The sequence below is a fragment of the Micromonospora arida genome (genome assembly GCF_003857035.1).
GTDB classification, from domain to species: domain Bacteria; phylum Actinomycetota; class Actinomycetes; order Mycobacteriales; family Micromonosporaceae; genus Micromonospora; species Micromonospora arida.
Genome location: NZ_QGSY01000217.1, coordinates 17,219 through 37,403 on the forward strand (window position 1 = coordinate 17,219; position 20,185 = coordinate 37,403).

Below are 20,185 nucleotides of genomic sequence, written 5' to 3' on the forward strand. Positions count from 1 at the left end.
GTCGGGTTGAGCGGCACCAACATCACAGCCAGCCGACTGCGGGCACCTCGGCGCCCCGGGCGCGTGGGGTTGTCCGGCAGGCGCGGGCGCAACCAGCAGCGCAGAAACTGGTACCGACAAGCCAAATCGTGTGACATCATCATTACCGATCGGTAACATGAGCCGCTTCGAGGAGCATGTTGGTGCTGTACGGATCGCCGCCGTCACGTCGCCGAGACGCCCTGCGTAACCGTGCCGCCATCGTCCAGGCCGCGAGCGACCTGATGACCGGCGTCCGTTCGGGACCGCCGATGCCCGAGATCGCCCGCCGGGCGGGCGTGGGACAGGCCACCATTTACCGACACTTCCCTGACCGGCGCGCCCTCGCCGAGGCGGTGGTCACCTACCAGGTCGACCGGCTCGAGATCGTCGCAGCGACCGTCGATCATCCGGCGGCGTTCCGCGCGCTGCTGCTGGAGGTGCTGCGCAGGCAAGTTGCGATGCGTTCGCTCGTGCCGCTCGCCCTCAAGCTTGAGCAGGGCAGCCGTAACCGCCTCCAGCACCGAGTCATCGCCGCGCTCACCGGGCCGCTGCGCCGCGCGCAGGCCTGCGGGCATGTACGCGCCGACCTCACACCGGCCGACCTGGCGTTGTTGTTCGCGATGGTGCACGGCGCGACCGAGGCCGGCGTTGCAGCCGAACGTTCGGTGGACCTGCTGCTGGACGGCGTGTTCTGCAGTCCGGCGTGAAGGTCGGGCGCTCGGACCGGCTGCGGCTGAGGTCGAGGGGATGGACGTCCCGGCTCAAACGATCGGCGTAGAGCCGTCTCGTCGGGCAACGCCCGCAAGTCGGTATCGGGGCGTCAGAAGTCGTCGTCGCCACGTTCGCGCAGCATGCCAGCTCCCGCGCGTACGCCACCAGTCTGGCCGAGAACTACGTGGGCCCGCCCCTCAGCTGACCTCGGCGCCGGGTCGGCGGCGGCCCTCTATTGCTACTCATCGATTCGTGGTAGAAATCTTTCGCACTGCCCGTTCCCAGGCAATAATTTCTTCAGACGGAGGCAATGTGAGAGTCACTGCTGGGTGGCTGGCGAGTCTCACCGTTGCCGCAGTAATCGTGGCGCCCGCCGAGTCGATTGCTGTGGCCGCGACACCCACACAAGCATCGACTGCAGTGGTGCCGCTGGCCACCGGCCCGCAACCCGGCACCTTCACCGGCCGGGGATTCGATACCTGCGCCGCTCCGTCACAGACCACGATGAACGCGTGGCGGACCAGTTCGCCCTACGGCGCGGTCGGCATCTACATCAGCGGGGCGAGCCGCTCCTGTTCCCAGCCGAACCTCACCGCAAGCTGGGTGGCCAACCAGACCAGCAACGGATGGCGGCTGATCCCCATCGAACTGGGTTACCAGGCACCGTGCGGCACCCGCACGCCGAAGATGTCCGCCGATCCCACCACCGCCCGGTCGCAAGGCGTCTCCGCGGCCAACAGCGCCGCGAATGCCGCCCAGGCACTGGGCATCGGCACTGCGAGCACCATCTACAACGACATCGAGCAGTACCCGTCGAACGCGTCGTGCCGCGCCGCCGTGCTGTCGTTCCTGTCCGGTTGGACCGAGCAGTTGCACGTACGGGGCTACCTCGCCGGCATGTACTCCAGCGGTTCGTCCGGCATCAAGGACGTCTGCGAGGCATACGACAACCCGAGCTACGCGCGACTCGACCAGATCTGGATCGCCTGGTGGAACGGAGTGGCTGACACGGACGCCGGAAGTTACTGCGCCGATGCCTACTACGCGGACCAGCAGCGCGTGCACCAGTACGCCGGGGAGGTCACCGAGACGTGGGGTGGCGTCACGATGAAGATCGACCGCAACTACCTCGACGTGAGGGTCACGCAAACCCCGCCGCAGCAGTGGACCACGACCATCGACAACAGCGCCTCGGGCGGGTTCACCGCGAGCACTGCATGGGGCACGTCGGCCTACTCCGGCCAACGGTTCGGCACCGACTACCGGTTTACCAGTCCGGTGTCGTCCAGCGACGTCGCCTGGTTCCGGTCGACCATCCCGGCGACCGGAAGCTATGAGATCTCAGTTTGGTACCCGGCCGACCCGGGCTACAACAACCAGACGCCATACCTTGTGGAGACCACCACAGGCAGCAGGTCCGTCTCCGTCAATCAGCGGGTCAACGGCGGTAGGTGGGTCTCGATCGGCGTCTTCACCCTGGCTGCGGGCACGGGCAACAAGGTCGGCGTGAGTCGCTGGACCAGCGGCACCGGACTCGTGGTCGCCGACGCGGTGCGGATCACCCGGGTCTGATCTCGCAACTGCCGAGTGCACCCCTATCCGGTGGCCTGGCCGCGAAGGGTGAAGGCCCAGTTGATGGCGCCTTCAATCTTGTCGGTCAAGTCGAGGATGTCAGGGACCGCGCCCAGAACGGTGACCTCGACCAAGGCGCCATCGCGGCCAAACCGGCGGTGGTACTCGTCGTAGGGGTAGTCCGCGATTTGGGATCGGAGCTGACTGGCGTGGTGTTGGTCCGCTGAGATGGGCCCGGTCGCGCGCCGAACGCCGGTCAGAGCAGTGTCAGCTCGAAGCACCCCCACCCGTCGCCGGCCTGCGCGACGAGCTTCCACGTTCCGGCGGCCGGCAACGGGATGCCGCTGGGGTACATCGCCTGCCCGGCGTCGTTGGTCGCCAGAGAGCCGGCGCTGTAGGTCTCGGTGCGGCCGCCGGAGGTCGCGGTCACGGTGAGCGCGGCGTTGAGCTGGGGGCTGGCCGGCAGCCAGAACAGCTTGCCCAGGTCGGGGCCGAGGTCAGGATGCCATTGCCTGCGGTACTCGACGAAGTCCCCGGCGATGAAGTCGCCCGAGCGCACCAGCGTGGCGTCGCCGGGCACCACGACGCACTCGCGCCGGGCGCTGCCGGGCAGGCTCTGCTGGAAGGCCGGCACCGGCGGCGACGCGGCCGGCGACGACGGCACCGCCGCCGACCCGGCCGGCGAGGCCGGGCCGGCGGCGGGCGGGGCTGGTGCAGTACACCCGCAGAGCACCAGTGCCACGACGAACAGCGGGATTGCTCGCACAGCGTTGCCTCTCTCCTCAGGCGGCCGGGTTCCAGATCGAGACCCGGCCGCTCCAACAGGCCATGAGCGTCGCGGTCGTGATGCATTTCGTCGGCGGGGAGGCGGCCCGGCCCAGCACGTGCACCGCGGTACCGTCGGGCGGCAGGACCAGCGAAGGCTTCAACGGTGGCGCAGCTTCGGCCCCGCCCGCGAACGCCAGCACGCCGACGGCCACCAGGGCCGGGAGCCAGCGCCTCGTCCCGGGCGGGGCAGGGTCGGCGGTGGCGTCCAGGTCGATCACGGCGGCGGACGGCATGCGGTCAGCGTCTCACGAACCGGATGTGTTGGACCCGCTGCGGCATTTGCGAGCACCACCCTCGACGGAAGCCGAGCGGCCGATCGGTGAGGTGACGCTGCTGGCCGTCACCGCGGTCTGGCTCGTGCTGCTCGGGTTCGGTGCGCTCGTCCTACGCCGAGAGCTGGAGCTACTCACCGACCGGGTCGACAGCACCGACTACAAGATCCGCGTCTACGACGGGCACCCGGAAGGCTGACCCACTCCAGCCGTGGACGGTCCCCCGAGTGTCCGCACGCCTCGGCGATTCACTCGGTCACTGACCCCGTTGCTGTACACAATCAGAAAGGCCACCCGCCTGCCCATTCGGGCGGCTGCCGAGCGACTCCTTGCGATGGAATCATGATCGGATGACGCCCTTCCACATCGATGTGCCCGAAGCCGTCCTGGACGACCTGCGGGCTCGGCTGTCGCGGACAAGGCTCGCGCCAGCCGCCCCGGGAGAGCCGTGGGCCGCCGGGACCGACCCTGGGTACCTGGCAGGTCTGGTGCGGTACTGGCTCGATGGATTCGACTGGCGTGCGGTCGAGCGTGCCCTCAATCGGTACCCTCAGTTCGTCGCCACGGTCCGAGGCACGCCAGTCCACTTCGTTCATGTTCGCTCGGCGGCGCCCGACGCCACGGCGCTGATCCTGACCCATGGCTGGCCCAGCACGTACACGGAGATGCTGCCCCTGGTGTCCCGGCTCGCAGACTTCGACCTCGTCATACCGAGCCTGCCCGGCTTCGCCTTCTCCGGTCCACTCGCCGAGGGCCCGACGACCGAGGCGGCTGTCGCGGACGTGTGGGCTGAGCTGATGACCCGTTTGGGCTACGACCGCTTCGGCGCCTACGGTGGCGATATCGGGTCCGGCGTGTCGACGTGGCTCGGCGCCCGCCACGCAGATCGGGTCATCGGGGTCTTCTCGCAGCACATCAAGTTCCCGCCAGCGGACCGCAGGGGCGACCTCAGCCCAGCCGAGGAGGCGTTCATCGCCATGCTCGACGCGAAGGCCCAAGATGACTGGGGCTACGGAATCCTCCAGGAAACACGGCCCGACACCCTTGCGGCCGCGCTGAGCGACTCGCCGTCCGGACTGGCCGCATGGATCATCGAGAAGTACCAGCGCTGGAGCGACTGTGGCGGCGACATCTCCCGCCGGTTCGGCTTCGACGAGCTGCTGACCACCGTGATGCTGTACTGGGTCACCAACTGCATCGGCACGTCCTTCCGGCCCTACCGTGACGACCGCCTGGCCCCACATCTGCCAATGGTCGCCGTGCCCGCCGGTATCACGGTCAGCGTGGAGGACGCCGGCCTGCCCCGATCGTTCGCCGAACGCACCTACGCCAACCTCACCCACTGGCACGAACCCGGGGTCGGCGGCCACTTCTTCGCCCAGGAAGAGCCCGACCTGCTCGCTGCCGACCTGCGCGCCTTCTTCAGCGCGCTACGCTAATCCAGGAGCTCAACCGGCGGCACCGCTGCTGGTCCTGGTCAGTGTGCAAGGCCGGCCTGGATCGCCAGGATGGCGGCTCGTACCGGTCGCGACGGCCGGTCTTGGCAGCACGTTGGTCACGTGGGTCATCCACAGACCCGCACTCGTCTGTCCGGGGTGGACGACCATCCCGGAGCTCAGGACCTGTACGTGGGCCATAAGATCCACGTCTATGGTCCGCGCCACACCTCCGCGTCCTCTGGACATCGCGGCACTCTTCCCTGAACTGCGGGAACATTCCATCACCGCTACCCGCCTGCATCCCCGACCGGGCGCTCCGACCATCACGGACAGTTCGGTCGGCGGACCGCTGCTATGGCCGGCCGACGAGGTATGGCCGGTCTGCGACGACGCCGGGGCGCACGAGCCATGGAACCTGACGACCCCGGCCGCCCTGCACCGCAGGCGGAATATCCTCGCGACCGCAGAAGCTCGGGAGCCGCTGCCGGGTGGAGACTTCTTGAATGCGGAGGAGCGGGCCGAGCTCGATGCGGCCGACGCATTGGACCTGGACGACCTGATCGAGGATTCCATCCCGTTGGTTCCAGTCGCGCAGCTGTACCGACGCGATATCCCGGACTACGTCGGTCCGGACGGCACCGACTTGCTCCAGATGCTGTGGTGCCCTGTGGACCACTCGGACCGGCACTACAGCCCTCGCGTATTTCTCTACTGGCGCGACAGTTCCGCCGTCGGCCCGCTGCTCGAAGCGCCTCCCGTGCCGCCGGTGATCAGTGACATGTACCTGCCGCTTCCGTGCGTGGTGCACCCGGAGCAGGTCCGCGAGTACCAATACGCCGACCTGCTCCCCGATGACCTACGCGAGCGGCTCGACGAGTGGGATGACGACGAAGACGAGAGCCGTCCCCACTATCAGAGCGACTTGTCGCTGGCGCCGGGATGGAAGGTCGGCGGGTACGCGAACTGGTCACTGACCGATCCGTACCCGATGGACTGTGCTGCCTGCGGCACCACGATGACCTTGATTCTCACGGTCGGCTCCAGCGACTGGAACGGCATGCGTTGCAGCTGGCGCCCGTCGGAGGAAAATCCGACCGCGTCCCCAGACACCGTCGGAGTGCAGATCGGGCGCGGCTACTCGCTGTACACCTTCTGCTGCCCCGAATCAATCGATCATCCCCCGGCCACCGCTAAGCAGTGACGCGGCATCCCTCCATGCGTGCCGACAACCTGGTCGTCCGCTACGAAGCCCCATCCAACTCGCCGCCATCGACGAATGGCTGTGACGGACTTCAACACATGCCCTAGACCGGGGCACCGTTCGAGTGCCGTCACCGTCGGGCCACCGGTCGAACGGCTCGCTCACCGGCAGCGCGATCCCTTCGTGCCTCGGGCGCTCGGCTGGGTCGCGCCTCCCCGCTGTACGCCGTCCGGTCGAGGATCTTAATCATCAGCTCTTGATCAGTTCGCGCGGTTGGTGACGCCCGATCCGCCCGACTGGGCGTACCGGCCGCACCCGGGTCGCCCTGAGCCGAGCGCTGCCGACACGGGCGAGCGTGATTCACCTCGCACACGTTTGCCCTTGACGTCAACGTGAGGTTTTAGCGTGGCGATATGCAAATCAACGGCTCGACAGCTCTCGTGACCGGAGCTAACCGCGGCCTCGGCAAGGCCTTCGCCGAGGCCCTCCTCGCCCGGGGCGCCACCGTCTATGCGACCGCCCGTCGCCTGGAAAGCATCGACATCCCCGGCGCCATCGCGCTCCAGCTGGACATCACGGATCCCGCGTCCATCGAGGCCGCCGCAGGCAAGGTGGGCGAGCTCGACATCCTCATCAACAACGCCGGCACCTCCACTGAAGCCCCGCTGCTCGGCCCCTCCACGGAAAACATCCGCCGCGACCTCGACACCAACTTCTGGGGCACTCTCAACGTCACCCGTGCCTTCGCGCCCAGGCTGGCCGGTGGCGCCATCCTCAATGTCATCTCGGCGCTGAGCTGGTACACCTTCAGCCCCGGCAGCAACGGCTACGCCGCCTCGAAGGCCGCGGAGTGGTCCCTGACGAACGGCATCCGACTCGAGTTGGCCGACCAGAAGACTCTGGTCACCGCCCTGGCGCTGGCGATCGCCGACACGGACATGATGGCTGGCGTCGACATCCCCAAGCTCGCGCCCCACGAGGTGGTCGCCCAGGCCCTCGACGGACTGGAAGCAGGCAAGATCGAAGTCATCGCCGACAAGCCCACCGCCAACGTCAAGGCCTCCCTCTCCCGCGATCCCGCCGACTTCTACGCCGACATCTCCGGCAAGCTCTTCGCCTGACTTCACCGGTAATCCGCCTGCCGGAGTAAGCGGCTTGGTCAACGGGCGTACGGCCGGCGGGCGGCCCGGATTCTCATGAAGCCGGGCCTCCGCCTGACCGCCGCAGGGGTGCGGACGGCGAGCGAAGCCCTGAAGATCGTGATCGACTTCGTGGTCTTGAAGCTGGCGGCTCCAAGGTGCGACCGAGGGCTCCGGGAGGTCACCGGTCCCGTGCGGTGTTTCCGGGCGTCGGGATCACGTCGAGCGCGCGGCCATGGTCTCGCCGGTCCAGGGTGATCGCGCTCGCGGTCTAGGTGCCGAATGTCGGCCGTGCCCGGGATCAGCAGAGTCGACGCGGAATCACGAGAAGGTCGCCGAGCACCGCAAGCCATTGATCCACGGAATGGACTTCACGCCGCGGCGCTCGTTGATAAATCCTCGCCAGTTGAAGCCCTCGACGTCGGCAGCTAGCCCGCTTCCGCTGGCAGAACCGCGACGACTGAGCAGCTGATCGGCTCAGCTGACTGATGGGGTATGAGCAGTATGGTGACCGACCGACGTCTGGTGGTCAACAACTCCCGCGCGCTCGGTCTCGGCACTGCGACGACCTGTCCGGCATGAGCGTGCGCCTGCAGGTGGAGGTACGAACAAGGACCCACCTGATCTTGCTCCACGGAACGGCGTCGTAGCCCACAACAGACGACGTTGGTGCATCATGGTTTCCCATGTTCATGGACCAGCGGCAGTTCCCCTTCCTGGCCGACCTTCGGGCACGGTGGGATGCCATTCGAGATGAATGCCTTGCTCTGCCGCGTGAGACCTACCAGCCGTGGGTCCAGCGCGAGATGTACGGCCAGGGCTGGAGTGTCTATGGACTTGTCGCCTTCGGGGAGCGGATCGAGGAGGCGCTCGAGGCATGCCCGAACACTGCCTCCGCGTTGACGAAGATCCCTCACCTGACGACCGCTGGGTTCTCTCGGATGGCTCCTGGCACCCACATCAAGCCACATCAAGGATGGGTTACCACCGTTTACCGCGCGCATCTCGGACTCGTCGTGCCCCAGGACTGCGCGCTGCGAGTGGGCGACGAGACTCGACAGTGGCGCGAGGGTGAAACCGTCGTCTTCGACGACACCGTCACGCATGAGGCGTGGAACTACGGCAGCAGTGACCGTGTTGTGCTCCTGTTCGACTTCGTCCGCCCCGGCTGCGAGGACAGGCCGCAGGATGAACTGCCAGCCTCGGTGGCCGGCTTCGTGCGGCGCGGCGAGCCCTGACTACTTCGGCATCCGCTGGAAGGCCACACCGCACCGCTCAATCTCCATCACCGCAGGTCAAAGCCCATCGCCTCCGTCCGGGCATCGGTGATCACTTGGGGCGCGGAGACGTCTTCGGCAGACCGGCTGACCTCACGAACGCAGCGATCTTGGCATGAGCGGACGTCACCCGAGTGATAACCGGAAGCACCATGGCTGACATCTTCGGGTTCGCCGAAAAGGTCACCAGCTCACGGCTGAGCCCATGGAACACGGTCACCCTATTCCGCTGGCCACTGGACGAGGCGCGCGCTCTCTACGATGGGCCGCATGTCGTCGGTCACGAATGACGCCCTGCTGGACATGAGGAGAAGCTCGACGTACCGCGCCGGGATCTGGCTGGCCCGCGCGGCCAACCTCGCGCTGCTTCCGGTGGTTGTCTGGGGCATCGCCTCCGGGGCGCCGAATGTGCCCGCGCTGCCAGACTCGCTCTTCATGGCCGCCTGGGCCGCCGGGTGCGTGACACTCGTCCCGGCCATGGTGCTGTTCTACCGCTCCGGCATTCCCTTCGAACACAAGGTTGCCACCTGGGTCACCGACAAACGTGTTGGCAACGCAATCCTCCGGGATGTCTTCTGGCTTCGTCCCTGACAGGAAGGCCGTCCTCTTCAGGTTGGTCGGCACCGAGGTAGCTGTACGGGAGGCGGGCGTCGCGGCGGCCGGTGCAGCTGATCCGGCGGCGACGCGAGGCGTAGGAGAACCCGGCGGCGCGGAGTCGGGCGGTGAGGCGCTGCCCAGCGGGTCGCCCGTCAGGAAGCCGAATGCTGGACAGGTCCAGGTCGGCCACGAGCCGGCCGGCGGGAGTCAGCCAGCCCGCCGGCCGGGTCAGGACGGCGAGCTTGTCTCCGACGTAGTGCAGTCCGTGCAGACAGGTGATCAGATCGAACGTCCGCGTTGGGAACTCTTCGGCGGAGCCGCCGAACGGGTCACCAGCCTGCCGTGCCCGGTCAGGACGCTGCCAGTGGGATCGGTGTCTCAGATGACGGAGCTGCTGCGGACCCCGGCGTGCCCGCGCGCAACGCTTCACATAGATCTGGAGCACGCCGACGCCGGTGTCTGACAACGACTGCATGAGGCCCGTGGTCGAGTTGCGGTGATTTCGCGGTCATCCGCGCGGCGCTTGGTCCGCAGGAGCGTCGCGACGCCGAGCTGCACGGCTCCGCGGTGCGGGGATGGTGCCGTCAGCACGAGTCGTGGCCGCCGCAGTCGCTGCCGCAGCCTTGGATGTACGGCGGTGGAGCGTGAGAGTCATGACCAGCACGACCAGCGCTCCGACGATCAGCCCGAGGATCGCGCTGGCCACCGTGTTGACGAGCCAGCCGACGAGCCCGCCGAGAACACCCGTGGCGTCGTGGGCGGCGACCTCCACGTGATGCACGGCCTCGTACAGGAAGTGCAGGTTCAGCTCGTTCGTGCCTAGCAGCAGGATGTGCCCGCCCACCCACAGCATCGCCGCGGTGCCGACTACCGTCAGCACGGTGAGGACCACCGGCATCGCCCTCACCAGACCGCGGCCGAACGTGGCGACGGCGCCGGAACGTTGCGACAGGCGCAGCCCGGCGTCGTCCATCTTTACGATCAACGCCACCACGCCGTACACCAGGACGGTTATGACGACGGCGACGACAGCCAGGATCACCAGGCGGGACCAGAACGCCTCATCGATCACCTCGTTAAGGCTGATGACCATGATCTCCGCCGAGAGGATCAGGTCGGTTCGTACCGCCCCGGACACCAGTGTCGTCTCGTCCTGCACCGTCTCCTCGCCCGCGCCGGAGGCACCGTGATGGGCGATCTTGGCCCACACCTTCTCCGCGCCTTCGTAACAGAGGTAGGCGCCGCCGAGCATGAGGATCGGAGTGAGCAGCCAGGGCACGAACTGACTGAGCAGCAGCACCGCCGGCAGGATGATGAAGAACTTGTTGCGCAGCGACCCCACGGCAATGCGCTTGATAATCGGCAACTCGCGCTCGGCCGCCAGGCTCCGCACGTACTGCGGCGTGACGGCAGCATCGTCGACGACGACGCCCGCAGCCTTGGCGCCGGCCTTCGCGGCGGCCGCCCCAATGTCATCGATCGACGCGGCAGCGGCCCGGGCCAGCACCGCCACGTCATCCAGCAGGGCTACGAGTCCACCGGCCAAGGGAGGGTCCTTCCAGGGTTGAGCAGAGTTCGAACTGGCCCATTCTCGCTCAGGTCTCTGCGCGCGGCACGCCACCGCCCGGTCCAGAGACACCACACCGTCATCCGACATGAGACGGACCACCGCCGCAGACCCCTTGAACCCCTGCGCGCATACGGGGAACGTGGCACCCTGCGGGCCTCGAGGTAACTCTGCCCCTGGACGCGTAACTCACCGAACCGGCTCTACAAGTTCAGCGACACCCGAGCGCTCAGTCGAAACGAACGTCCCAGACATCGGGGACGAAGGGCTCCACGAGATGTCCATCCTGCCTCTTCCTCAACGGCCCCGCGGCTGCGGCTCCGGCTCCGGAAAACCCGAGGCGTGGTGGCGGTGAAGCGACGAGCCGTTTAGCGAGGAGCAGGCCTAGCCTGCGTGCCCGTTCGGCGGCAGATCCGGACGTCCGGACCAGGAGCACTAGTGTTCAGTCGGGCAGTCATTCGATTTGCGCACACAGCGTCGGCAGCGAATTGGGTTGGGCACGCGGTACCTGCTGGCTCTCGATCCGGATGCCCCGACGACCATGAGGTCCGCAAGGGCAGGACGACACGCCCGGAGCGCATTGTCTTTTCGAGGCGACGATGCGCTCCGGGCGATCGGGTCGGTGCGGCTTTCAGGTCTCAGATCCGGGTCATAGTGGAGGTGTAGCCGCCTCCGCCGGGGTAGGTCCATTCGCCGGTGACCGTGGTGTCGTCGGTGCTGAAGGTGCCCTCGTAGTAGGCCGGGCTGCCTTTCGCGCCGGCCCAGATGGTCAGCTTGTCGCCGACGAGTTCGTAGACGTAGTCGAAGGTGTTGCCGGCCGTGTCGTAGAACCGCGACGCCACATCCGGGCCGACCGGCTCACCGAACGGGTGCAGATTGCCGATGACCTCCAGACCGGTGACGGGTTGGTCGAACTGGCTCAGTTCGACGTGCTGGAGCAGGAAGAACCGGCCGGCCATCCACTCGTACCGCACGGTTCCCTCGGCGCCGCCGGTCACCGACCAGGTGCCGACCAGACGGTCCAGGGCGGTCAGTTCGGCGCTCGGCTGGATGTTCTCAGACATCGTGTCCTCCTCGGGCGGGTTGTTGCCGGTACCTCGGAGGCGACGCCCGGGCTTTGACGTCCACGTCAGGTGAGCTGGGTCACGCTCCCGCAATGTCAAAGTTCACGGCGCGGCCACGAGGTAGCGACAAGCACCCACCAAGGAGGAAGTCATGGCCACCATCGCCGCCGTTCCCACCGACCGCGGCTCGTCCGACCGCCTGCTCCTCGCCGGCGGCCTCGCCGGACCGGTCTTCTTCGCCTCGGCCGTGACGCAGATGCTCACCCGGGAGGGCTACGACATCACCCGGCATCCGATCAGCCAACTGGCCACCGGAAGTCTCGGCTGGATCCAGATCGTCACGTTCGTGCTCGCCGGCCTCGGCGGGGTCGCCCTCGCCCTCGGTGTCCGACGCACGCTCACCGAGGGAACCGGCCGGCGTGTACTGCCAATCTTCATCGGGATCTTCGGCGCCGGGCTCATCGCGGCCGGGGTGTTCACCATGGATCCTGAATACGGCTTCCCGGTAGGGACCCCTGACGGGCCGGTCGGCGAGATGTCCTGGCACAGCATCGCGCACTCGGCGACGGCCGCCATCGCCTTCACCGCGCTGGCCGTCGCCGCCATCGTGCTCACCATCCGGCACGTCCGCCGTCGGGCCACCCTGCCGGCGGTGCTGAACGGCCTCGTCGCGCTCATCCTGCTGACGCCGATGTCGCCGAACCACATGAGCATCCAGATCGCCGTGAACGGCCTGGTCGCCTTCACCTGGACGACGGTCGTCGCACTCTCCCTTCGCCGTAAGAGCTGATCGGCGTAGCGTGATCCGAGCCCCGCGAACACAAGGATGATCATGAAGTACCTGCTGCTCAGCTACACGCCGGCCGCCGCCTGGGACGCCGCGACCGCCGACACCCCCTCCGAGGAGGCGCTTGCCGCGTTCGCCGCGTACCAGCGGTTCGAACGGGAGCTGATCGAAACCGGCGAGTTCCTCAGCAGCGAGGGACTCGGTCACCCGGTGGTCAGCACCACGGTCCGCAAGACCCCGACCGGCGCGGTGGCCACCGACGGCCCGTTCGTCGAGCTCAAGGAGGTCCTGGCCAGCTTCGCGGTGATCGACGTGGACAACCAGGAACGCGCCGTCGAGATCGTCTCGCGAATGGTCGAGGTTCTGGGCGAGCCGATGGAGATCCGGCCGATAATGGGCGCGGACTTCGCGGCGTGACCCTCTGCATCCAGCGTCGCCGGACGACGGCAGACGCGGAGGGCACACGAACGGCAGCACCCGCGTGACGCCGAACGTCGAGCACCTGCTGCGCACCGAGGCACCGCAGGTCCTCGGCGCGTTGGTGCGGCGCTTCGGCCACTTCGATATCGCCGAGGACGCGGTACAGGAGGCAATGCTCGTCGCGAGCCGGGCGTGGCCGACGGACGGAGTGCCGGAGAACCCGCGCAGCTGGCTGATCCGGATCGGGTACCGGAGGATGGTCGACCTGCTCCGCACCGATCAGGCCCGACGCCGCCGCGAGCGGCACGCCGGCATGAGCGAGCTGGCGATGCGGGACCCGACCCGCCAGGCAGGTCCTGCGCTGGAGACCGACGACAGCCTCACCCTCCTGTTGCTGTGCTGTCACCCCACGCTGAGCCCGACCTCCCAGGTGGCGCTCACGCTGCGCGCGGTCGGCGGCCTGACGACCACGGAGATCGCACACGCGCATGGGACGACCGAGAACACCATGGGCGCCCGGATCAGCCGCGCCAAGCAGCAACTGGCCCGCGCCGGTGCCCGGTTCACCCCGCCGAACGACGCCGACCGCGACAGCCGGATGAACGCCGTTATGCAGGTGCTCTACCTGATCTTCAACGAGGGCTACACCGCCTCCGCCGGGAACGAACTCACCCGCGTGGACCTGACCCGCGAGGCAATCCGGCTGACCCGCATGCTCCGCGACTCCCTGCCGGACGACCCCGAGGTGGTCGGGCTGCTCGCCCTGATGCTGCTCACCGAGTCGCGGCGCGCTGCCCGTACCGACGGGGACGTGTTGGTGCCGCTGGACGAGCAGGACCGGACACGGTGGGATCCCGAGCTGATCCGCGAGGGCATCGGGCTTATCCACAACGTCTGGCGGCGGCGTGAGGTCGGCACGTACCAGCTGCAGGCCGCGATCGCGGCCGTGCACGCCGCCGCCGCGTCGCCGGACCAGACGGACTGGCCCCAGATCGCGGCCCTGTACCTGGGACTGGAACGGCTCAGTCCGACCGCGCCGGTACGGCTCAGCCGGGTGGTCGCAGTCGCGCACGCGTACGGGCCGGGCCGAGGGCTGGCCTTGCTCGACGACCTCAACCGCAGCTACCACCTGGACGAGGACCCGCTGACCCGACAGCGCGAACGCGCGATCCGCGCACATCTGCTCGAGATGACCGGTGACACGGCCGGCGCGGCGGCGTGGTACCGCGAAGCAGCCTCCCTGACCCAGAACCAGGTCGAACAGCGATACCTCCAACGCCGAGCCCACCGCCTCGGCTGACCAATTGTCGGCCGACGTCCGCACATCGGCATGAGCGAGCGTGCATCCCGGGGTGATGATCTGAACCTTCGAAGGTCGATGCCTTCGGGTGTGCCGAAGAGGTCACCAGAGAGGATGCGCTGGCCACGGCATCGCGAGTGGGATCGACGTCTCAGCTAACGGGACCAGCCACTGGTCCGGCACAGCGGAAGCGGGCGACCGACACCGATGTACAGCAGACCGGTCACTATGACGATCAGCGACCCGTGACCGGGGTACACGAGCAATGCTGGGAGCAGCGAGCCTGACCACTTCCGCATCCACTGGGAGGTCGCGCCAAGCGCCGCTCCTGGAGGCCACGCAGCACTGGAGCGCTGTTGACGCCCTTCACGAACGGCTTCAGTGCGACGCCGGCGGTACGCCTCATGACCTTGGCGGCTCCGGCGCCGTGAACGCCACGAGCGCGGCCCTCGGCAGACGCCGATCCCGCCGACAAGGCCGAGGTCTACCGGCAACTCGGTCTCCGGCTGAACTACCAGCCTGAAGCGCAAACGGTGCGCGCTGCGATCGATCCCAGCGCACACCGTGAAGCAAATGAATTGTGTCCGAGGGGCAACACGACCCATTGCCCCACCGCCGATGACGCTCAGCGCAACCCTGAAGCTCGCGCGAGGCTAGCGATCGTAGTGATCTATCGCTCGCCGCGGCGGGCCGACCGGACCGGGGCGATGCGGGGTCGGCCGACGCGAAACACGGCGAGCGGTTGGCCGGCGACCCGGTCGGCGAGCCCACCGGCGGTCGCGGGGCAGTCGATGAGCTGGCTGAGCGGATGGACCGCCAGGCCGTGCCGGGCGAGAGCCAGCCACGTACGCAGCAGACGTCGGCCTGAGGTGATCTGGTCGTCGCCGTCGGCGGCGAGGAGGACCAGGACGCTGCCGTCGTAGCGCAACAGGCCGCGGCCGCTGGCGGCCAGCAGCGCCGGCAGGCCCAGTCGGCGGGTGACCGGGTACGCGCGCAGCGCGGCGGACAGGACACGCGCCTCGGTCCGGGACAGGCTGAGCGCCCGGTCCGTGAGTCCGTCGAGGTGATACCGCGGATGGCGTGGACTGAGACGCAGCCAGTCCCGCAACTCGACGGCGACGGCAGGTGTGCGGAACATCCACCGGTCGGCGACGGCCAGGTCCGATACGAGATCTCGGGTCGGGACGTGCGCGATACCCGGCTCGAGATCGGCGAGGACGGCGTCGTCGACGTACCCGGGTGCGTATGGACCACGGGCGACCCGGCGGGCCTCGATGTCGGCGATCGTAAACGGAGTCGCGTACCTCTGTGCCGCGGGGACCAGTCGTGGACCGGGCGCCACGGTGACGGTGAGGCCGAGTTCGGCGGAGACGATAAGGCATGTCTCGACGAACGCGCCGATACCGAGGGTCAGGTCACGCCCGGTCGGGTCGGAGTCGGGCAGGCGGCACGCGGGATCAACATCGATGGTGATCTCGTCGGTGTGGTATTCGGGTCGCCACGGCTGCGTGTTGTGTGCGCTTGGTGCCCGGCGGCAGATCGCCTCGGTAGCCCGCAACTGCTCGACCCAACTCACACCGCTGTTCCTCGCTCGTAGAAGGTGTACCCGTGCAGTGGCCGCCCACCCGCGCGCCGGTACTGAGCGGCCGAAGCGACGTTCGTCCGTTCGACGAAGGTGCTGCGCAGTGTCCGGTAGCCGTTGCGGGCGAGGTTGCGATGCAACTCCCGGGACAGCAGCGTCAGGTACCCGTTGCCCTGCTCATCGGGAACGGTGCCCTTGATGATGAGGACCGCGTCCCGCCGGTACCGGCCGCGGGTGGCGAGAAGCCGGAGCTGATTGAGTACGCCGAGCCGACCGCCGACGCTCATCAGGTAGTCGGAGATGTCCGGCACGGTAACGACGAACGCGACGGGTCGGCCGGCCTTCTCCAGCCAGAGCAGCAGCGCCTCGTCGAGTAGGAACGCCAGGCCGTCGGTCTGCTCCGCCAGTTGCTCGGCGGAGATGTCGGTGTAGTAGCCCAACTGCGCGAAGCTCGCGTTGAGCATCCGGCGCAGGATCGGCAGTTGGCTGCGCAGGTGCCACCGGGAGCCGTGCCGGATGACGAGCCGTTCGGCGGCCATCCGAGCATCGTCGAAGGTGAAACCGTGGTCGGTTCCGGCCGGAGCACCGGCAGCGGGCCGAGCAGCCGGGGCCGTACCGTCGAGGTCGACCAGCCAGGTGTCGCCCTCGAAGCGACGGTGGAAGCCGTGCCGCTCGTACATCTTGGGGTAGTACGGAGGGTTCCACGCCGAGTCCACGAAGCCACGGTCGGCGAAGCCGGAGGTGATCACCCCGCCGGTCTGGTTGGGCAGCAGGGCCACCGGCCCGAACAGGTGCCGACCGTCGGCCCGGGTCGCAACCGCGTCCATGATGGCGGTGAAGACATCGTCGTCGTCGACGAACTCGGTGTGCCCGAACAGCTGTCGTGGGCCGATCTTGTCGTCGAGGGGCGCGCTGCGGTGCATGCTGGTGCGTCCCACGACCTCGCCGCGTCGGTCGCGGACCACGAACAGCTCGGCGGCGTCCCGGTGGGCCGCGATGACCGAAGACACCAGGGGTACGTACCGGTCGGTCGGGTGGAGCCGGAGCGGAAAGTCGACGAATGCGCGCAGGTCGGCCCGCGACTGCACGGGGTCCACTCTCATGCGCGGTGCACCGGCGGCCCGGACGTCTCACGCGAGAGCGGCGTGAACGTAGTTATGTGTGCCATGACGTCGGACTCGGCGCGCCAGATGCCGTTGCTGTAGCCCTCGGGCTCGGCGTTGTAGAGGCGGATGTAGCCGCCTGTCGCGTTCTTCGTGCCGTGATCGGTCACCCAGCACATGAGGTCCCGGTGATGGCGGCTGCGGGCGAACGTCAGGAGCGCGTCACGGTCGCTGAAGAAGGCGATGGTGCCGAGCGTGAACGGGAACTGGTAGTAGACGGTGTGCCAGCGGTATCCGTCCATCCGTCTCATCTGCCGGACCATTCGGATCCAGGTCCGGGTGAGCGTGATGATCGAGCGCGGCCCCCGGTAACGGGTGGCGCCGACGAACATGGCTGTCGCCTGGCCCACCGCGGGCGCGGCGGAGAAGTCGGTGGTCCTCATGCCGGCGCGCCCTTCACCAGGTAGACGTTCTTGATTCTGGAAGCCGCGTCGGCGAACGGGCCGGTGCCGTACTCGTGGACCTCCACCCGCAGGTCCGCCGCGGACGGGTCCTCGGCGAGGGACTCGGCGAAGTCCCGGCTGACGTCGGCGAGGTGGCGCAACACCCCCACGCGGCAGGTGTCGGTGAGGGTTCGCCGCTGCACCGGGTCGAGCGCCAGGCCCTCGCGGAGTTGCAGGTTGACCACCGGCCGGCTCTCCAGGTCGGCCTGCTCGGTCACCGCCAGGCAGAAGCTCTGCAGCAGGTGCGCCTGGGGATTGCCCGCATAGAGGCCATACTCGACGTCCTGCGGGTAGATGTTGGCGCCCATATAGGAGATCGTGCTGTCCTTGCGGCCGTACAGGAACAGCAGTGGTAGACGCATCCGGTCGACCTGCCAGGCACGGTCCGCGGCGGCCCGCGCCGCGGGATCGGCGATCGCGGCCAGGACATCCGGGTACGAGATCAGCCGGCCCTCGTCGCCGATGTTGTAGCGGACTCGGGGATTGAGCACCGCCGTGGAGTTGATCGTGCAGAGCACCTCGTGGTCCGCCGTGGTCTCCAGGTAGGTCTCCAGCGGGTTGTACTGGAAGACCATCGGCAGCCGGTGCTCATCGGCGCCGAGCAGCGCGGTCCGCAGCGCGGCGTCGGTACGCAGCTGTCGGCGGACCCAGACGCTGAAGTCGCTCTCCCCGGCCATGCCGATGGTGAGGTCGCTGGCCCCGTAGCCGGAACGCACCTTGACGAAGCGCTCCTCCAGGTAGTCGCGCAGTGCTTCGGTCATCCCCTCACCGCCGACCAGTCCGCTGATGCGGTATTCGGCCCAGGGGAAGTCATCGGCGTCGAGCTTGTCGCGCAGGTGCTTGAGGAACGGTGGGTAGGCGGTGACGATGTAGTCGAAGCCGGGGCCGAAGTACAACAGGGTGTCGACGATCTTCCGCAGGTCGGGCCCCGTGTTCTTGACCATCGCGATCGCCGACATGGCGATGCCGGTGTTGGTCCCGGTGGCCCAGGCGCCCATCGAGTACGCGTTGATGACGAAGCGCCGCTCGGACGGGAACACCATTGTCGCGTAGCCGGCCAGGTTCTTGTGCACCGAGCGCAGCTCGCGGCGGCTGCGGATCCAGTTGAACGGCTGGCCGGACGAGCCCGACGACTCGTCGACCACGCTGCCGGCGATCTCGATCTGCCCGTGCCGACAACGCTGCGCCTCCGGGTACGCCTGCACGTACGACCGCTTGTCGGTGGGCGGGTAGGACGACAGATCGAACCAGCGGAACCGCCAGTGGTGGCGGCGGAGAAAGGCGCCGTACGCGGGCACGTCGATCGCGGCGAACTGGCAGGTCATCCAGGCGTGTAGCCGGGCGAAGCGGCCCATGTAGGGACGGTACTGACGTGCCGTGAGCCGCCACACCGCCGGATGGATCCGGTAGAGGGTGTAGAGCCAGGTCAGGGCGAAGCTCGCGGCCCGCAGGGTCCACCGACGCAGGAATGTCACCACGCGGCAACACTAGGGGTTGGTCGAGCCGGCCACCTGATGACGAATACTCAGCCCTCCTGAGTATTCGAACCCCCGCGGGTTGCAACGAGTTCGAGACGAGGCCGGGTCGGCTTGGGGACCCAACAGTGAGCCATTGACCGCGGAGGATGCCTGGCCGGTCCGCCGGGTTGAGGCGTACGACTCGAGGCTCGTCGTGCTTCAAGGGTCGGCTCACCGTGAGGACCGGTTCGGTGGCCTACGGAATACGCGATAGCGGAGCGACAACGGATGGTTCCCACCAGTTCTTACCGTCCGCGTGGCTGTCTACGCGCGCGCTCCCCGCGTCAGCGCCGACATGGTGAGTCGGCCGTCCTGGACCTTGGTGATCTGGTCGACCGCGGTGAGGTGGGTCCGGTCGTGGGTGACGAGACGTCACCCTCAGTTACCTCGGTGATCACGTCGCCGTGGACATCGTCGACGACGGGCACGGCTTTGACCCGCACCGACTTCCCGCACCCGAGGCACGCAGCGGCGGATACGGCCTGCCCGCGATGCGCGCTCGCGTCCTGGACCTCGGCGGCACCCTCACCCTCGAGTCTGTCCCGGGCCACGGCACCGCTCTGGCCGCCCAACTGCCACTCGCCTGCTCGAGCGACCACCCCGTCAAGGCGACCTCATGACCGACGTCCCCATCCGCCTGCTGCTGGCCGACGACCACCCCATCGTCCGTGCCGGTCTACGCGCCGTACTGGAAACCGAACCCGGCATCGACGTCGTGGCGGAAGCCGCCACCGCCGAGGAGGCCGTGGCCCGCGCCGGCCAAGGCGACATCGACGTCGTGCTGATGGACCTGCAGTTCGGTAAAGGCATGAACGGTGCCCAGGCCACCGCAGCTATCACCGCCCGACCCGGCGCCCCCCGCGTACTGATCGTCACCACCTACGACACCGACGCCGACACCCTGCCCGCCATCGCAGCTGGCGCCACCGGTTACCTACTCAAGGACGCCCCACCCGAAGACCTCGCCGCTGCCGTCCGCACCGCCGCGGTCGGCCGAACCACCCTCGCCCCGGCCGTCGCCGACCGGCTCATGAACCGGCTACGCGACCCCAGCACCACCCTGACCCCCCGCGAAACCGAAGTCCTCACCCTGGTCGCCGAAGGCCTGTCCAACCACGCCGCCAGTGTCCGCCTGCACCTCACCGAAGGCACCGTCAAATCCCACCTCGCCCGCATATACACCAAACTCGGCGTCGACTCACGCACCGCCGCCATCGCCACCGCAACCCAACTCGGCTTGATCCGACGGTGACCCGGACATCACAGAGCCCCCGAGCGGTCCCAC

21 protein-coding genes are annotated in these 20,185 nt (G+C 68.0%); 13 read left to right on the forward strand and 8 right to left on the reverse strand.

Features of this window, described 5'->3' with window-relative positions:
- Positions 1-182 precede the first annotated feature (182 nt).
- The gene (locus DLJ58_RS20990) at positions 183-728 is read left to right on the forward strand and encodes a TetR/AcrR family transcriptional regulator (protein ID WP_124858724.1); all 546 of its coding nucleotides are present in this window, start codon (positions 183-185) and stop codon (positions 726-728) included.
- A gap of 424 nt (positions 729-1,152) precedes the next feature.
- The gene (locus tag DLJ58_RS20995) at positions 1,153-2,304 is read left to right on the forward strand and encodes a glycoside hydrolase domain-containing protein (RefSeq protein WP_244219061.1); all 1,152 of its coding nucleotides are present in this window, start codon (positions 1,153-1,155) and stop codon (positions 2,302-2,304) included.
- 256 nt (positions 2,305-2,560) lie between these two features.
- On the opposite strand, the gene DLJ58_RS21000 is transcribed toward DLJ58_RS20995, so the two are convergent.
- Positions 2,561-3,070: a hypothetical protein gene (locus DLJ58_RS21000; RefSeq protein WP_124858726.1), complete on the reverse strand. Its 510-nt coding sequence runs from the start codon at positions 3,068-3,070 to the stop codon at positions 2,561-2,563.
- 16 nt (positions 3,071-3,086) lie between these two features.
- Positions 3,087-3,365 (reverse strand): hypothetical protein, encoded by a 279-nt coding sequence (locus DLJ58_RS21005; protein ID WP_124858727.1) that lies wholly within the window; start codon positions 3,363-3,365, stop codon positions 3,087-3,089.
- Between DLJ58_RS21005 and DLJ58_RS21010 the strand changes: the two genes are divergently transcribed.
- The 6 genes from DLJ58_RS21010 (at position 3,364) to DLJ58_RS21035 (ending at position 9,051) form a co-directional block, all read left to right on the forward strand.
- Positions 3,364-3,603, forward strand: a complete 240-nt coding sequence (locus DLJ58_RS21010) for a hypothetical protein (protein WP_124858728.1) — start codon at positions 3,364-3,366, stop codon at positions 3,601-3,603. The genes DLJ58_RS21005 and DLJ58_RS21010 overlap by 2 nt on opposite strands.
- 151 nt (positions 3,604-3,754) lie before the next feature.
- A complete protein-coding gene (locus DLJ58_RS21015; protein WP_124858729.1) occupies positions 3,755-4,843 on the forward strand; it encodes an epoxide hydrolase family protein in 1,089 nt (362 codons plus the stop codon).
- A gap of 211 nt (positions 4,844-5,054) precedes the next feature.
- Positions 5,055-6,044: a hypothetical protein gene (locus DLJ58_RS21020; protein WP_124858730.1), complete on the forward strand. Its 990-nt coding sequence runs from the start codon at positions 5,055-5,057 to the stop codon at positions 6,042-6,044.
- A 413-nt stretch (positions 6,045-6,457) separates the two neighbouring features.
- Positions 6,458-7,165, forward strand: coding sequence for an SDR family oxidoreductase (locus DLJ58_RS21025; protein ID WP_124858731.1), 708 nt, complete (start codon positions 6,458-6,460; stop codon positions 7,163-7,165).
- A 704-nt stretch (positions 7,166-7,869) separates the two neighbouring features.
- Positions 7,870-8,421, forward strand: a complete 552-nt coding sequence (locus DLJ58_RS21030; protein WP_124858732.1) for an aspartyl/asparaginyl beta-hydroxylase domain-containing protein — start codon at positions 7,870-7,872, stop codon at positions 8,419-8,421.
- 309 nt (positions 8,422-8,730) lie between these two features.
- Entirely contained in the window at positions 8,731-9,051 is a 321-nt protein-coding gene (locus tag DLJ58_RS21035; protein WP_124858733.1) for a hypothetical protein, read from the forward strand.
- Between the two features lie 514 nt (positions 9,052-9,565).
- Here the strand turns inward: DLJ58_RS21035 and DLJ58_RS21040 are convergent.
- Together DLJ58_RS21040 and DLJ58_RS21045 are read right to left on the reverse strand one after the other, a co-directional pair.
- Positions 9,566-10,603 carry a DUF808 domain-containing protein gene (locus DLJ58_RS21040; protein ID WP_124858734.1) on the reverse strand — a complete coding sequence of 346 codons (1,038 nt, stop codon included), beginning with the start codon at positions 10,601-10,603 and terminating at the stop codon, positions 9,566-9,568.
- Between the two features lie 659 nt (positions 10,604-11,262).
- Positions 11,263-11,688 carry a hypothetical protein gene (locus DLJ58_RS21045; protein WP_124858735.1) on the reverse strand — a complete coding sequence of 142 codons (426 nt, stop codon included), beginning with the start codon at positions 11,686-11,688 and terminating at the stop codon, positions 11,263-11,265.
- A gap of 151 nt (positions 11,689-11,839) precedes the next feature.
- Here DLJ58_RS21045 and DLJ58_RS21050 point away from each other — a divergent pair, with 151 nt between their 5' ends.
- From DLJ58_RS21050 to DLJ58_RS21060, 3 genes are all read left to right on the forward strand, one after another.
- Entirely contained in the window at positions 11,840-12,478 is a 639-nt protein-coding gene (locus DLJ58_RS21050) for a DUF998 domain-containing protein (RefSeq protein WP_124858736.1), read from the forward strand.
- Between the two features lie 42 nt (positions 12,479-12,520).
- Entirely contained in the window at positions 12,521-12,892 is a 372-nt protein-coding gene (locus DLJ58_RS21055; protein ID WP_124858737.1) for a YciI family protein, read from the forward strand.
- A 64-nt stretch (positions 12,893-12,956) separates the two neighbouring features.
- Positions 12,957-14,195, forward strand: coding sequence for an RNA polymerase sigma factor (locus DLJ58_RS21060; protein ID WP_124858738.1), 1,239 nt, complete (start codon positions 12,957-12,959; stop codon positions 14,193-14,195).
- Positions 14,196-14,865: 670 nt separating this feature from the next.
- Here the strand turns inward: DLJ58_RS21060 and DLJ58_RS21065 are convergent.
- From DLJ58_RS21065 to DLJ58_RS21080, 4 genes are read right to left on the reverse strand one after another with little or no spacing between them, the layout of a single operon-like run.
- Positions 14,866-15,771 (reverse strand): nitroreductase family protein, encoded by a 906-nt coding sequence (locus DLJ58_RS21065; RefSeq protein ID WP_124858739.1) that lies wholly within the window; start codon positions 15,769-15,771, stop codon positions 14,866-14,868.
- A complete protein-coding gene (locus tag DLJ58_RS21070) occupies positions 15,768-16,880 on the reverse strand; it encodes a hypothetical protein (protein WP_124858740.1) in 1,113 nt (370 codons plus the stop codon). The genes DLJ58_RS21065 and DLJ58_RS21070 overlap by 4 nt, the downstream gene beginning before the upstream one ends.
- Positions 16,877-17,323: a DUF4188 domain-containing protein gene (locus DLJ58_RS21075; RefSeq protein ID WP_124858741.1), complete on the reverse strand. Its 447-nt coding sequence runs from the start codon at positions 17,321-17,323 to the stop codon at positions 16,877-16,879. Before DLJ58_RS21075 ends, DLJ58_RS21070 begins: the two co-directional genes overlap by 4 nt.
- Positions 17,320-18,861 (reverse strand): phenylacetate--CoA ligase family protein, encoded by a 1,542-nt coding sequence (locus DLJ58_RS21080; protein WP_124858742.1) that lies wholly within the window; start codon positions 18,859-18,861, stop codon positions 17,320-17,322. The genes DLJ58_RS21075 and DLJ58_RS21080 overlap by 4 nt, the downstream gene beginning before the upstream one ends.
- Before the next feature lie 443 nt (positions 18,862-19,304).
- On the opposite strand from DLJ58_RS21080, the gene DLJ58_RS21090 reads away from it, so the two are divergent.
- Both DLJ58_RS21090 and DLJ58_RS21095 read left to right on the forward strand, forming a co-directional pair.
- The gene (locus tag DLJ58_RS21090) at positions 19,305-19,520 is read left to right on the forward strand and encodes an ATP-binding protein (protein ID WP_208741248.1); all 216 of its coding nucleotides are present in this window, start codon (positions 19,305-19,307) and stop codon (positions 19,518-19,520) included.
- On the forward strand, positions 19,517-20,152 hold the full coding sequence (locus DLJ58_RS21095; protein WP_124858743.1) for a response regulator: 636 nt from the start codon (positions 19,517-19,519) through the stop codon (positions 20,150-20,152). The genes DLJ58_RS21090 and DLJ58_RS21095 overlap by 4 nt, the downstream gene beginning before the upstream one ends.
- The last annotated feature ends 33 nt before the right edge of the window (positions 20,153-20,185 follow it).